Origin of the sequence: Telluria mixta (assembly GCF_029223865.1) — a bacterium.
Classification (GTDB): Bacteria; Pseudomonadota; Gammaproteobacteria; order Burkholderiales; family Burkholderiaceae_D; genus Telluria; species Telluria mixta.
This window is the reverse complement of record NZ_CP119520.1, coordinates 4,624,650-4,638,800: the sequence shown is the minus strand read 5'-3', so window position 1 is coordinate 4,638,800 and position 14,151 is coordinate 4,624,650. Positions and strand designations below refer to the sequence as shown.

At 66.9% G+C, this 14,151-nt stretch carries 13 protein-coding genes; 9 read left to right on the top strand and 4 right to left on the bottom strand.

Annotated elements, in window-relative coordinates; all coding sequences use genetic code 11:
* The first annotated feature begins 126 nt into the window (after positions 1-126).
* Positions 127-2,817, top strand: a complete 2,691-nt coding sequence (locus P0M04_RS20740; RefSeq protein WP_259447226.1) for a M1 family metallopeptidase — start codon at positions 127-129, stop codon at positions 2,815-2,817.
* Between the two features lie 39 nt (positions 2,818-2,856).
* Complete coding sequence (locus P0M04_RS20735) at positions 2,857-3,339, top strand: hypothetical protein (RefSeq protein ID WP_259447227.1); 483 nt, start codon at positions 2,857-2,859, stop codon at positions 3,337-3,339.
* A gap of 51 nt (positions 3,340-3,390) precedes the next feature.
* Here the strand turns inward: P0M04_RS20735 and P0M04_RS20730 are convergent, their stop codons facing one another.
* Complete coding sequence (locus P0M04_RS20730; protein WP_259447228.1) at positions 3,391-4,461, bottom strand: M35 family metalloendopeptidase; 1,071 nt, start codon at positions 4,459-4,461, stop codon at positions 3,391-3,393.
* A gap of 203 nt (positions 4,462-4,664) precedes the next feature.
* Entirely contained in the window at positions 4,665-6,224 is a 1,560-nt protein-coding gene (gene glpD / locus P0M04_RS20725) for a glycerol-3-phosphate dehydrogenase (RefSeq protein WP_259447229.1), read from the bottom strand.
* 166 nt (positions 6,225-6,390) lie between these two features.
* Here glpD and P0M04_RS20720 point away from each other — a divergent pair, with 166 nt between their 5' ends.
* Together P0M04_RS20720 and P0M04_RS20715 are read left to right on the top strand one after the other, a co-directional pair.
* Entirely contained in the window at positions 6,391-7,017 is a 627-nt protein-coding gene (locus tag P0M04_RS20720) for a phosphohydrolase (protein ID WP_259447230.1), read from the top strand.
* Positions 7,014-7,829: an SIR2 family NAD-dependent protein deacylase gene (locus P0M04_RS20715; RefSeq protein ID WP_259447231.1), complete on the top strand. Its 816-nt coding sequence runs from the start codon at positions 7,014-7,016 to the stop codon at positions 7,827-7,829. Before P0M04_RS20720 ends, P0M04_RS20715 begins: the two co-directional genes overlap by 4 nt.
* A 323-nt stretch (positions 7,830-8,152) precedes the next feature.
* Here the strand turns inward: P0M04_RS20715 and P0M04_RS20710 are convergent, their stop codons facing one another.
* Both P0M04_RS20710 and P0M04_RS20705 read right to left on the bottom strand, forming a co-directional pair.
* Positions 8,153-10,252: an ATP-dependent helicase gene (locus P0M04_RS20710; RefSeq protein WP_259447232.1), complete on the bottom strand. Its 2,100-nt coding sequence runs from the start codon at positions 10,250-10,252 to the stop codon at positions 8,153-8,155.
* A gap of 384 nt (positions 10,253-10,636) precedes the next feature.
* On the bottom strand, positions 10,637-10,855 hold the full coding sequence (locus P0M04_RS20705; RefSeq protein ID WP_259447233.1) for a hypothetical protein: 219 nt from the start codon (positions 10,853-10,855) through the stop codon (positions 10,637-10,639).
* Between the two features lie 199 nt (positions 10,856-11,054).
* Between P0M04_RS20705 and P0M04_RS20700 the strand changes: the two genes are divergently transcribed.
* The 5 genes from P0M04_RS20700 to P0M04_RS20680 all read left to right on the top strand — a co-directional run bounded on the left by P0M04_RS20700 (position 11,055) and on the right by P0M04_RS20680 (position 14,105).
* Positions 11,055-11,231, top strand: a complete 177-nt coding sequence (locus tag P0M04_RS20700; RefSeq protein WP_259447234.1) for a hypothetical protein — start codon at positions 11,055-11,057, stop codon at positions 11,229-11,231.
* 52 nt (positions 11,232-11,283) lie between these two features.
* On the top strand, positions 11,284-11,886 hold the full coding sequence (locus tag P0M04_RS20695) for a chromate transporter (protein ID WP_259447235.1): 603 nt from the start codon (positions 11,284-11,286) through the stop codon (positions 11,884-11,886).
* Positions 11,883-12,506 carry a chromate transporter gene (locus P0M04_RS20690; RefSeq protein ID WP_259447236.1) on the top strand — a complete coding sequence of 208 codons (624 nt, stop codon included), beginning with the start codon at positions 11,883-11,885 and terminating at the stop codon, positions 12,504-12,506. The genes P0M04_RS20695 and P0M04_RS20690 overlap by 4 nt, the downstream gene beginning before the upstream one ends.
* Positions 12,507-12,580: 74 nt before the next feature.
* Positions 12,581-13,423 (top strand): S-formylglutathione hydrolase, encoded by an 843-nt coding sequence (gene fghA / locus P0M04_RS20685; protein WP_259447237.1) that lies wholly within the window; start codon positions 12,581-12,583, stop codon positions 13,421-13,423.
* A gap of 214 nt (positions 13,424-13,637) precedes the next feature.
* Positions 13,638-14,105: an Hsp20/alpha crystallin family protein gene (locus P0M04_RS20680; RefSeq protein WP_259447238.1), complete on the top strand. Its 468-nt coding sequence runs from the start codon at positions 13,638-13,640 to the stop codon at positions 14,103-14,105.
* Positions 14,106-14,151 lie beyond the last annotated feature (46 nt).

The following is a 14,151-nucleotide window of genomic DNA, read 5'->3' as shown; positions in this document are numbered from 1 at the left end:
CTGCGCTTTTCCTCTCCATTTGCTCATTTGACAGTGCGCGCCGTTTGACCGTAGATTGGCGGATTGGCCGCGCGCGCCAACCCACGAACACGCGCGGGTCCGACATACATACACAATAGGATTTCCATGCACCGCAAGCTGCTTTCCGCCGCCGTCGCCCTTACCCTCGCGATTGCGCCCTTTCACGTCGGCGCCGCGCCTACCCGCGCAAGCGCGACGGCGAATGCCGACACCACCACGCAACTGCCGCGCGGCGTCATCCCGACGCATTACCGGATCGCGCTGACCCCGGACGCGGCCAACGCCTCGTTCGGCGCCCGCGCCGTCGTCACGATCAACGTCACCAAGGCGACCAGCACGATCACCCTGAACGCGGCCGACCTGAAATTCTCCAGAGTGACGCTGGCCCCGGCGGCCGGCGGCACGGAACGCGAAGCGACGGCCGCCGTCGACAACGACGCGCAGACCGCCACGTTCACGTTCGCCCAGCCGGTCGCCCCCGGCATGTACCACCTCGCGCTGGACTACACGGGCGTGATCGGCACGCAGGCCGTCGGCCTGTTCTCGCTGGACTATCCCGGCGCGGACGGCAAGCAGCAGCGCGCGCTGTACACGCAGTTCGAGAACTCGGACGCGCGCCGCATGATCCCGTCCTGGGACGAGCCGGCCTACAAGGCGAGCTTCGCGCTGGACGTCGTCGTACCGGCGGACCGGATGGCCGTCAGTAACATGCCGGCGACGAAAACGGAGGCCCTGCCGGACGGCCGCAAGCGCGTGAGCTTCGCGACCACGCCGAAGATGTCGACCTACCTGCTGTTCTTCGCGCTCGGCGACTTCGAACGGGCGGCCGCGAAGGTGGACGGTACGGAAGTCGGCGTCGTCACCCGCCGCGGCGCACTGCCGCAGGCGAAGTTCGCGCTCGACGCCTCGCAAGCCATCCTGCGCGAGTACAACGATTATTTCGGCGTGCGCTACCCGCTGCCGAAGCTCGACAACGTGGGCGGCGCGGGCCGCAGCCAGTTCTTCAGCGCGATGGAAAACTGGGGCGCCATCTTCACGTTCGAATATGCGCTGCTGCTCGACCCCACGATCGCGACCCAGCACGACCGCGAAGAAATCTTCGCCACCGCCGCGCACGAGATGGCGCACCAGTGGTTCGGCGACCTCGTGACGATGCGCTGGTGGGACGACCTGTGGCTCAACGAAGGCTTCGCGTCGTGGATGGAAAGCCGCACGACCGCGCGCCTGCATCCGGAATGGAATACGCAGCTGGGCACCGTTGGCGTGCGCGAAAGCGCAATGCGACGCGATTCCGTCGCCGGCACGCACCCCGTCGTGCAGCACGTGGAGACGGTCGAACAGGCCAACCAGGCCTTCGACGAGATCACGTATTCGAAAGGCGAATCCGTCATCCGCATGCTGGAAGCCTATGTGGGCGAAAACGCCTGGCGCAACGGCGTGCGCGCGTACATGCAGGCGCACGCGTACGGCAACACGGTCTCGGACGACCTGTGGAAGCAGATCGAGAAGGCGGCCGGCAAGCCCGTCACCGCGATCGCCCACGATTTCACGCTGCAGCCCGGCGTCCCGCTGATCAAGGTGGGCGAGCCGGTGTGCCGGAACAATGCGACGACCGTGCCGCTGACGCAGGCCGAATTCACGCGCGACCGCGCCGGCAAGGCGCCCCTCGCGTGGCGCGTGCCCGTCATCGCGCAGATTGCCGGCACCACGAAGCAGACCGCGAAGCCGGCAAGCACGCTCGTCACGGGCGGCAAGGGCACGATCACGCTTCCCGGCTGCGGCGCCGTCATCGTCAACGCGGGCCAGAGCGGCTACTACCGCACGCTGTACGCACCCGCCGATTTCACCCGGCTGGCGCAGGGCTTCGCCGGCCTCGCCCCGATCGACCAGATCGGCCTGCTGGCCGACAGCAGCGCCCTCGGCCAGGCCGGCCTGCAGCCGGCGTCCGACGTGCTGGACCTCGTGAACGCCACGCCGGCCGGCGCCGATCCGGCCGTGTGGACGCGCATCGCCGTCCTGCTGGATGGCGTCCACAAGCGCTACCTGGAGCAGGCCCGCGGCGGCGACGCGGCCCGCCAGAAGCGTTTCGACGCGTTCGCGATCGCGCGCCTGGCGCCGCTGATGGCGCAGGTCGGCTGGAATGCGCGGCCGGGCGAGGCGTCGTCCGTCGCGAACCTGCGCGAAGAGTTGATCGTCGTGCTGAGCAATCTCGGCGACGCCGGCGTCATCGCCGAAGCGCGCCGGCGCTACGCCGCGCTGGCGACGGATGCCAACGCGGTGCCGGGACCGCTGCGCAAGACCGTGATGGGCGTCGTCGCCCAGCACGCGGACGCCGCCATGTGGGACCAGCTGCAAGCGGCCGCCCGCAACGAGACGACGCCGCTCGTGCGCGACCAGCGCTACACGCTGCTGGCCGCGACGGAAGACCGCGCCCTCGCCATGCGCGCGCTGCAGCTCGCGCTGACGGACGAACCGGGCCTCACGATCAGCGCCGAGATGATCTCCGAAGTGGCGATGCGCTATCCGGACATGGCGTTCGACTTCGCGATCGCGAACCTCGCGAAGATCAACGAGCGCGTGGACGCGAGCTCGCGCAGCCGCTACCTCGCGCGCCTCGCGACGGGGTCGTCGGATCCGGCGATGGTCGACAAGCTGGGCGCGTATGCGCAGGCGAACCTGGCGCCGGGCTCGCGCGGCGACGTCGAGGCGGCCATCGCGGCCATCAAGGACCGTATCCAGGTGAATGCGGCGCGGTTGCCGGAAATCGATGCGTGGCTGGGGGTGAACGGCCGCTGAACTGGTAGTAGAATCGTCCCATCCCGACAGGAGCCGTCAATGCGACGACGAACGATGCTGGGCGCCGCGCTGTGGGCCGTGACGGCCGCGGGCGCCGATGGAGAACGATTGATGGACGTGCATGCGAGCCTGAGCGTCGACGCCAGGCATGGCAAGGTGCTGGTGACCTTCAAGATCGAAAACCGCGGCGAGCGCCGGATCGGCCTGCCGCGCGAGATTGCCGCCGATACCGAACTGTCGCGGCGCTTGTTTGATCTGCGCCGGCATCCCGGCGGCGCCGAGCTGCCCTACACCGGGCGCATGGTCAAGCGCGCGGCCCTCACGCTGGACGACTACATCGAGCTGCCGCCGCACTCGGCCCGTACGCACACCATCGACATCACGCGGGCCTATGCCTTCGAGCCGGGCACGCATGCCTATGTGATCCGCTACCAGGGGGCGGTGCTCGCGGACGTGCGCCAGCTGGAATCCGCGGTTGAACTGTCGACCGGGCCGGTGACGTTCAGTCATACCGGACGCTGAACGTGGGCACGTGGGCGTGAGGCCCGCGGCCTCACGCCCACGTGGTCAAGCTTATTGAAGCGCCGGCGTATTCTCGCCGAAGTACTCGTGCGAGTCGGCGTTGTCGATCGCCTGCGACGGATTGCTGATTGCCAGGCTGGCCGCGCCCGACTGGCCGTACACCCAGTCGTCGGTACCTGCCACCACGTTGAAGTGGCTCATCTCGTGCACCAGGGTGCCGCCTTTCGAATCGGTGCCGGTCATCGGCGCGCTCCAGAAGGCCTTGCACACGTGGATGGTGTAGGGCTGCGTCGGATACACATAGGCGTAGTAGGTCTTCTTGCAGCCGCAATCGACCGTGATCGGCTTGGTGGCGAAGGCATCCTTGATCGCCGCGAAGTGGGACTTGACGGTCGCCACGCGGCCGCTGTCGACGGCGCCGAACCACTTGGTGTAGCGTGTACCCATCGTGCCCTTCGCCATGTAGGCGTCGCCGCTGGTCGCCATGGCCAGCGCGCTCGATACGGCGTTGGTGATGTCGGCCTGCTGCGAGGCCGTGCACTTGGTGAAGGAAAGGGCGCCGCCCGCCGCCGTCACCACGCCGGCCTGGGCCTGCATCTCGGCCAGCGACTTGGTCTGCTCGCTCGATCCGCGCGGACGAACGCCGTCGATCCAGACGCTGGCCACCTCGGACTTCAGCTCTTCGCCGGCCTTGCCACTGCCGTTGCCGCTGCCGATCCTGTAGCGGATCGCATAATCGCCCGTGGTGGCCATGTCGTACAGCGCCGACAGCTCGACCTTTGCGGTGTAGGACGCGCCGGGCTTGAGCAGGAAGTAGTCGGCGGCGGTGGGCGCGCCACGCTTGGCGATCGCACCCAGGTAGCGCACGGGCTGGCCGTCGCGGGTGATCTCGAACAGCGGCGCCTCGATCTCCTCGAAGGGCGTGCGCGACTTCAGCACGTACTGCGGGCTGCCCGAAGTATTGGTGAAGGTGACCTTCACGACCACGTCATCGCTCTTGCCCATCGATGTCTTCTCGGGCGCGACCGAGACGACGACGCCGTTGTTGCCGGCGGCTTGGGTGGACATGGACATCGCCAGCACGGCGGCGCCGACAGCCATTTTCAACAAATTCCTGCTCATGTGATTTCTCCGTAGGTAAGCGTTATTGCTGCTGCGCAGCGCTTGTCGTGATGGGCCGCCGCCATATCCAGGAGTTGCCACGGATGTAACAAAGCCCGGCAATAATCCTCGTAGAAATCATGAGAACAGGCAAACAGAATTTAACAATGTTGTATATACGTCTTCCATTCCGCAAACAGTTCAATCGTGCGCTAGAAAAATTATTAAGCTCGTGTTAAATGGGACGCCATGGATTTCCGCCGGCGCGCATCGAACCAGGCGTCGAGCCGCTGTGCCGCGCCCGGCGCCACGTGCAGGCCCAGTTTCGTGCGGCGCCACAGGATGTCGTCGGCGCTGCAGGCCCATTCCTGGCGCACGAGATAGTCCGCCTCGACTTCGTACAGGCCGGCCACGATTTCCTGACCGAGATCGGCCCGCGTGCGGCAATGCGCCAGCAGCGCGGCGAGGCGCGTGCCGTAGCTGCGGGCATAGCGCGCCAGCAGGCCGTCGGGCAGCCAGGCGAATTGCTGGCGGCGCGTACGCACCCATGCGTCGTATTCCAGCACGGCGCGCGCGACCGGTTCCTTGCCGTACAAGTCGCCGCCCGGCAGGCAGGCGTGCGCCGTCCACGCCGGCACGTGGCGGCCCAGCATGGGCCCGATCCAGTCGACGGCCTGTTCCGCGAGCTTGCGGAACGTCGTCACCTTGCCCCCGAACACGGACAGCAGCGGCGCACCGCCGGCCGTATCGTGTTCGAAGCGGTAGTCGCGGCTGGCGGACGATGCGCTACCGTGGTTGTCGTCGATCAGCGGCCGCACACCCGCGTAACTCCACACCACGTCTTCCGGGACGACGCGGCGCTCGAAGCAGCGGTTCACGGCCTCGCACAGATACGCCGTCTCCGCGGGGCTGATGGCGACGCGGTCGACGTCCTGCGCGTCGTAGTCGACGTCCGTCGTGCCGACCAGCGTGAACGCGCCCTCGTACGGCAGCGCGAACACGATGCGCCCGTCCGGCTGTTGCAGCAGGAACGCCTGGTCGCCGTCGAACAGGCGCGGCACGACGATGTGGCTGCCCTTCACGAGCCGCAGCGGACGCGCCGGCCCGGCACCCGTCGCGTGCAGGAAGCTGCCGGCCCATGGCCCGGCCGCGTTCACGAGGCAGCGCGCGTGCACGTGGACGATGCCGTCCGGGCCCTCCAGGTCGGCCTCCCAGCGTTGCGCGCCGCGCCGCACACGTGCGCAGCGCGTGCGCGTGAGGATCGTCGCGCCCCGTTCGCGCGCGTCGAGGGCGGCCAGCACGACGAGGCGCGCATCGTCGACCCAGGCATCGGAATACGCGAACGCCCGCGTGAAGCGGCGCTGCAGCGCGGGGCCGGCCGGGAGATCGCGCAACGCGACCATGCCTGAGCCCGGCAGGAAGTCGCGCGGGGCGAGATGGTCGTACAGGAACAGGCCGGCGCGGATCATCCAGGCGGGACGCTGCCCTGCCGCATGGGGCATCAGGAAGCGCAGCGGCCGGATGATGTGCGGCGCGCTCTTGAGCAGCACTTCGCGCTCCGCCAACGCCTTGCGCACGAGACCGAAATGGTATTGCTCCAGATAGCGCAGGCCGCCGTGGATCAGCTTGCTCGACGCGGACGACGTGTGCTGGGCGAGATCGTCCTTTTCGCACAACACGACGCGCAAGCCGCGGCCGGCCGCGTCGCGCGCGATGCCGGCGCCGTTGATGCCGCCGCCCACGACGAGGACGTCGCACTCGATTCGTTTGCCGTGTTCACCCATGACGCCGCACTCCGGATTGCCGGGCCCACGCCCGGTCTCGACCTACTCTACACCGCGAACGCGACGCTGTGTTCGACCACGTCAATCCGGCCGGGGTCGGCCGGCGCGGCCGTGTAGAATCGGACCATGTCCACCGCTCTACTCCAACGCTGACATGGCGCCCGACATGCGCGCCTGGGTCCGCATGCCGTCCGGCAAGCGTCTCGACCTGTTGAATCCGACGCCGTTCGACTGGGACGACAGCGACCTCGCCCTCGGCCTCGCGCGCACGTACCGCTGGGGCGGCCACTCGGCGTGGCCGCTGCCGCTGTCCGTGGCCCAGCACTCGATCGCCGTGATGCTGTTGCGGCGCATGGCCTCACCCACGCCGCTCGCGCCCGTCGTCGAATTGCGCGAACTGTTGCACGACGCAGAGGAAGGGCTGCTCGGCTTCGATGCCGTCTCGCCGATCAAGCCCTTTCTCGGCGAAGGGTTCCGCGCCCTCACGCGGCGCCTGGAACAGGCCGTGTTCCTGCGCTACCGCCTGCCCGCGTGGACGCCCGCCGAGCACCAGCTCCACAAGCGCGCCGACCGCCTGGCCGCAGCCAGCGAAGCCGTGCACGTGGCAGGCTGGTCGGAACAGGAAGTGCGCACGACATTGAAGATCCGTTCCGCCGTGCTGGCGCACGATCCGCTGGTCGACGTCTACGGTTGCGCGCCGTGGGAACCCTGGCCGCCGGGCCTCGCCGCCGAACGCTTCCTGGAGGCGCTGGAACACCTGCAGCGCCGCATCGACGAAGGAGACGCGGCATGAACACCGGCGAGCTCGCCCGGGCCGCCGCGCTGCTGCGGGACGCGGACGGTCTCCTGATCGGCGCCGGCGCCGGCATCGGCGTCGATTCCGGGCTGCCCGACTTCCGCGGCGACCATGGCTTCTGGCGCGCGTATCCGCCGCTGGCCGCCCTGGGCATCCGCTTCGTCGAGATCGCGAATCCGCACAGCTTCGACACGAACCCGGAACTGGCGTGGGGCTTCTACGGCCACCGCCTCGCGCTGTACCGCGCCACGGTCCCGCACGCGGGCTTCGCGATCCTGCGCGGCATCGGAGAGCGCCTGAAGCACGGCGCGTTCGTCTTCACGAGCAACGTCGACGGCCAGTTCCAGCGCGCCGGCTTTCCCGACGACCGCCTCGTCGAATGCCACGGCTCCATCCACCACCTGCAATGCACGCGCCCGTGCAGCAATGCCCTTTGGCCAGCCGATGCCGTTGCTCCTGTCATCGATTCGGCAACGTGCCTGATGACGCCGCCGCTGCCCCGCTGTCCGTACTGCGGCGCGTTGGCGCGGCCGAACATCCTCATGTTCGGCGACGGCCGCTGGCTGGACGCGCGCACGGAAGCGCAGTACGCCCGCCTCGACCGCTGGCGCGCACGGGTCGCGAACCTCGTCGTCGTCGAACTGGGTGCCGGCACGGACGTGCCTTCCGTGCGGCGCATGTGCGAAGCGCAAGGTGCACCCCTCGTCCGGATCAATCCGCGCGAGCCGGAGGTCCGCACCGGCCGCGGTGTCGGGGTTCCGCTCGGTGCGCTCGACGCACTGACAACGCTCCAGGCAATGCTGGACTGACGCGAAAAAATCTCGACGCCGCCTCAAGTCCGCGACCTAAGATATTGATTCGACGGGATTAATTCTAATATCCACAAGAAATGTGGATAACTGTGTGGACAAGCGCCTCTTGACAAGCCGCGAGCCCAGTATCGATGCGGGTTTCAATAAACTGCCCATTCAACGGGCAAAATCTTAACCCAATAAAATCAACGACTTATCGTTGCTCGTGTTTTAAGCAGACAGTGGGTATTAGGCAAATTCCTACAAATTCGACCCAGCGGGGATAACTTTGTCACGCTGTTCCGATTCTGTGCACTTTTGCGGTTATCTTGCCGTCATTTTCACTTCCAGGCGTTGCGCGCCCGTTCGCGCACCATCATCCGCACGCTGTCCGGTACGGGCTTGCGCACCTGCAACGTTTCGGCGTTCGTCCACACGCATTCCTCGAAATGCTTGAGCATCACGGGCGTGACGAACCGCGTGCGCTGTGCGTAGACGTGGCGGTCGCCCATCTGCGCCTGCTGCTTGATGAAGAAGCGGTTCGGGACGATGAGGTGCAGGTGTTCCTTCGCGCGCGTCATCGCCACGTACAGCAGGCGGCGTTCTTCCTCGATGTCCTCGGCGCTCCCCGTCGCCATGTCCGACGGGATGCAGCCGTCGACGACGTTCAGCACGTGCACGGCCTTCCACTCCTGGCCCTTCGATGAATGAATCGTCGACAGGATCAGGTAATCCTCATCCAGCAGCGGCGGGCCGGCGCGGTCGCTCGTCGCTTCCGGCGGATCGAGCGTCAGTTCGGTCAGGAAGTTCTCGCGCGAACCATAGCCGCCGGCCAGCGCCACCAGCTGGTCGAGGTCGGCCGCGCGGACGGGTGCGTCGTCGTGCAGGCGCTCGAGGTGTGGCAGGTACCAGTCCCGCACCAGTTCGATTTCCAGCGGCCAGCGCAGGCCCGTCGTGCGCAGGGTGCGGAACAGCGCGGTAAATTGCTCCCACTCCCCTTGCGCGCGCGGCGGCGCGGGAAACGCCTCGATGGCCGCGACGGGATCCGCCGCTTCGGCCACGGCATCGAGCAGACGGGCCGCCGTCGCCGGGCCGATGCCGGGAATGAGTTGCACGACGCGGAAGCCGGCCACGCGGCCCGCCGGATTCTGGGCGAAGCGCAGCATGGCGAGCACGTCCTTGATGTGCGCCGCTTCCAGGAATTTCAAGCCGCCGAATTTCACGAACGGGATGTTACGCCGCACGAGTTCCAGTTCCAGCGCCGCGCTGTGGCTGGCGGCACGGAACAGCACGGCCTGCTGCGTCAGCCTGATGCCCGCCTCGCGCTGTTCCAGCACGCGGTTGCACACCCAGCGGGCCTGCTCGGCCTCGTCCGGGATCAGCACGAGCTGCGGCTTGCCGGTTGCGGCCTTATCCGTCCATAAGGTCTTCGCATGGCGCTCCAGCGCCGCGGCGATGACGGCATTCGACGCATCGAGGATGGGCTGCGTCGAGCGGTAGTTGCGGTCCAGCGTGATCATGCGCGTGTGCTCGCCGAACTGCTTCGGGAAGTCGAGGATGTTGCGCACCGTCGCGCCGCGGAACGAATAGATCGATTGCGCATCGTCGCCGACGACCATCACGCCCCGCCCGTCCGGCTTCATGCCTTGCAGGATCGCGGCCTGCAGGCGGTTCGTGTCCTGGTATTCGTCGACGAGCACGTGGTCGAACAGCGCGCCCAGTTCCGGCCCGAGCTCCGGATCGGACGCCATCTCGGCCCAGAACAGCAGCAGGTCGTCGTAGTCGAGCACGTTCTGTTCCTGCTTGGCGTCGACATAGGCGCCGAACAGGCGCTTGAGCTGCTCTTCCCACTCGCTGCACCATGGGAAGGTCGACTGCAGCACGTCCGCGAGCGGCTCACGGCTGTTGACGACGCGCGAATAGATCGCGAGACAGGTCCCCTTCAGCGGAAAGCGTTTCTGGCCGTTGGATGCGCCCAGGCCGACGTCCTGCCGCACGAGGCCCATCAGGTCTTCGGAATCGGCGCGGTCGTGGATCGTGAACGATGCTTCGAGTCCGATCCGGCCCGCGTATTCGCGCAGCAGGCGCGCGCCGATGCTGTGGAACGTGCCGGCCCAAGGCAGGCTGCCCACGGCCGTCGACGTGCCCAGCACGCGCTGCAGCACGCCGGCGGCACGCTGGCCCATCTCATTGGCCGCACGGCGCGAAAACGTCAGCAGCAGGATGCGCTGCGGATCGCTCCCCGCCAGGATCAGCTTTGCCACCCGGTGCGCCAGCGTGTTCGTCTTGCCCGAACCGGCGCCCGCGACCACCAGCAGCGGCCGGACCATCCCTGCGCCCATGTCGTGCTCGACGGCGGCGCGCTGCTCGGGATTCAGGCCGGCGAACGGATCGGCGGGTGCGGAAGGTTGGGAAAGGGGCGTGGCGGTGGCAGCGGACATGGCGGTTGAGAATAGATGCTCAACTGTACATTTGTCCAGTATCTTTATGCAAGCGCAGATGACAATGTGGCAAAACGACGTCAGCGGGCGCGGCCGTTCACGGCCTCCGCTCTTTCATGGGCCGCCCGCAACGTTTGCCTCTTCAACAAGGCTTGTTCAGATATCCACAAAAACTGTGCATAAGGTTGTGGAAAAACACCCTCTTGACATGCCAAAACCAAGCAGGAATGCGGGTTTCAACAATTTGCCCGTTGCGTGGGCAAAACTCAACCTTCACAAAATCAATGAGTTACCAAGTCAAGTGACGCACGAATCGAAAATATTTGCAAGATGCAATCAAGCAAAATTGTGCATAACCGTCGAGCTTGTCGCTCATTTGCTCCCTTACCTGCACCAGGAACGCCTGCGGCCCGGCTCCGTCAGCACGCGCTCGATGACGTCGTTGCCGACGTTCTGGGAACGCAGGTATTCCACGGCCGACATCGTATTGCTGCGCTGCTGGAGCGCAATACCCAGGTCGACGATATCCTTCTGCTGCATATCGCGCCGCTGGTAAGGGACGGTCACCTGACCGTCTTCGAGCTCGAGGGTGTCTTGGTTCATCGCAGTTCCTGACTTTGATGGATTGAAGGGATTGCTGCTTAACGAGTATTTCCCACCTTTGGCCAAAGTCAAGATTATTTTTCATTTAATGTGGCACGCGTTTGTGTAGTCCGTATGACAAACCCACGCCGCATGCGCGCGCCGCGCCCTTTTCGCTACGCCTAGAATGGATTCGTCATTCAACCATCACGAGGACTCCATGAGCACGACGCCCGATCCCGACCTGAAACCCGGCGACGAAGCCGAACCCGGCACGCCCGGCGCCGGCGAAGACCTGTGCGAAACCTGCGGCGGCAGCGGCAAGCTGGCCGACGGCAAGACCTGTCCCGAATGCGAAGGCACGGGACGCGTCATGCGCGGCATCGGCGGCGGCTGACCGCCGGACCGCGGCATGGACAGGATGCCGGGCGCGGCGCGATAATCGAAAGATGAATGCCCCGCCCAGCTCCCTGCCGTCCGCGACGTCCGCCACGTCCGAATCCGCCAACCGCCCCCGCTCCCTCGCCGACCTGTTCATTTCCTTCACCTTGCTGGCCCTGCAGGGGTTCGGCGGCGTGCTGGCCATCGTCCAGCGCGAAATCGTCGACCGCAAGCGCTGGCTGACCCAGGAAGAATTCATCGAAGACTGGGCCGTCGCCCAGATCATGCCCGGACCGAACGTCGTCAACCTGTCCCTGATGATCGGCGGCCGCCATTTCGGCATCGCCGGCGCCCTCGCCGCGCTGGCCGGATTGCTCACCGTACCGCTGATCCTCGTCATCGGACTGGCCGTCCTGCACGACCGCTTCGCCGACAGCCCCGTCGTGGCCGGCGCGCTGCACGGCATGGCCGCCGTTTGTGCGGGCCTGATCGGCGCAGCGGGCCTGCGCCTGGCGAGCGCGCTGAAGAAAAGTCCGATGCCCCTGTCCTGGTGCCTGGCCATCAGTGCGGCCGGCTTCATCCTCGTCGCGTTCCTCAAGTGTCCGCTCCCCTGGGTACTGTTCGGCCTCGGCGGCCTGGCCTGCGTGCTCACCTGGCGCCGCCTCGCATGAGCGCGCCCCTGCACCTCGCGCTGGACTGGGCCGACTGGCTCAACCTGTTCGGCCATTTCCTCCTGATGTCGCTGATGTCGGTCGGCGGCGCCATCTCCACGTCGTCCGAGATGCACCGCTTCCTCGTCGAACAGCACCACTGGCTCACCCAGGAACAGTTCAACCAGTCCATCGCGCTGGCCCAGGCGGCACCGGGGCCGAACGTCCTGTTCGTCGCCCTGATGGGGTGGCACGTCGGCATGAACGCCGGCAGCACGGCGGCCGCGCTGTTCGGCGTGCTCGTGACGATGGTCGGCATCATGACGCCCTCCACCATCATCACGTACACGGCCGCCCGCTGGGGCCACCGCAACCGCGACCTGCGCGCCGTCCGGGCCTTCAAGCAGGGCATGGCGCCCATCGTGATCGCGCTGCTGCTGTCCACCGCCTGGATCATGGCCAGTTCCGCGGGCGCCGGTGCCGCTGCCGCTGCCGGTGCGCCGATCGCGTCCGCCGTCCTGGCGAACTGGCCCCTGTGGCTCACGGCGATCGTCAGCGGCCTGATCATCTGGCGCACGCGCATCCACCTGCTGTGGCTGCTCGCGGCCGGCGCCGTGCTGGGGGCGCTCGGCCTGATCTGAAGCGCAGTAGCGGCCTCCCCTCGGACCGTGCATACTTGCGTTTTCGATCAGCCAACCATTCGATGGACCGAGCCATGCCCGAACTCCTCAGCGAACACGCTTGTTTCGACGGCGTCCAGCGCTTCTACCAATACGATTCCGCGGCCATCGGCCTGCCGATGCGTTTTTCCGTGTACCTCCCTCCCGGCGCGCAAGGCAAGCGCCTGCCCGTCCTGTTCTACCTCGCCGGCCTGACCTGCACCGAAGAGACCTTCATGATCAAGGCCGGCGCCCAACGCGTGGCGGCGCAGGAAGGCCTGATCCTCGTCGCTCCCGACACGAGCCCGCGCGGTGCCGGCGTGCCGGGCGAGACCGACAGCTGGGACTTCGGCGCGGGCGCCGGCTTCTACGTGGACGCCACCCGCGCACCGTGGTCGACCCACTACCGCATGTACAGCCACATCCTCGAACTGCGCGAGCTGGTGCTGGCGACGCTGCCTGCCGACCCCGCGCGCGTGGGCATCTTCGGCCACTCGATGGGCGGCCACGGCGCGCTGATGCTGGCGCTGCGCAACCCCGGCCTGTTCCGCTCCGTGTCGGCCTTCGCGCCCATCGCCGCGCCGTCGCGCTGCCCGTGGGGCGAGAAGGCGTTCGGCGGCTATCTCGGCCCGGACCGCGACGCGTGGCGCGTCTACGATGCGACCGACCTGATGGCCTGCGCCGACGCGCCGCCCTTCCCCAAGGGAATCCTGATCGACCAGGGCCTGGCCGACAAATTCCTGGCCGAACAACTGTATCCGGACGCGTTCGAGGAGGCCTGCCGCGCCGTCGGCCAGCCGCTCGAACTGCGCCGCCATCCGGGTTACGACCACGGCTATTACTTCATCTCCACCTTCGTCGAAGACCACCTGCGCTTCCACCGGCGCAACCTCGGCTGACAACTGCATCGCCCCCGGTCCGCACACAGTCATTGACCGGGGCGCTTCCGCAAAAATTCCCCGCTTTCGTTCGCCTGCTGTCCTGCATCAAGGGTCCGCCCGCCCCCCGCGCACGGTTCGAGACGACTCTTGCAAACCCTTTTCGACCGCCCTATAAATGGTGTTGGCGGCGCCCCGCGTGCCGCCGTCATCATTCTTAAAAGGGAGGTCTATCATGAACCTGATCAGAAGAGGCACGACGCCGCTTTCCACATTCCGTCCCGGCGCCATGGACGACCAGTTCGGCCGCATGGTCGAGAACATGTTCCAGGACTTCTTCGCGCCGCTCGCCCAGGGCCGCTGGGCCGGCGAGGACGTCGGCATGCCGCGCCTGGACGTCAGCGAGACGGACAAAACCTTCGAGGTGAAGGCGGAGCTGCCGGGCGTCAAGAAGGAGGATGTGCATGTCTCGATCGACGGCCAGCGCGTCACCATCGAGGGCGAATGTCAGCAGGCAAACGAACAGCGCCAGGGTGAACAGGTGGTGTATTCTGAGCGCTCGACGCGCAAGTACCAGCGCAGCTTCACGCTGCCCTCCGAAGTCGACGATGCCAGCGCGCAGGCGCGGCTCGAGGACGGCGTCCTGATGCTCTCGCTGCCCAAGAAACAGGGCGGCACGGCGCGCCAGCTGACGATCCAATAGGATCCGGCGAGCCGCACGGCGCGGCACGCGAGCGGACGGCCTGCGG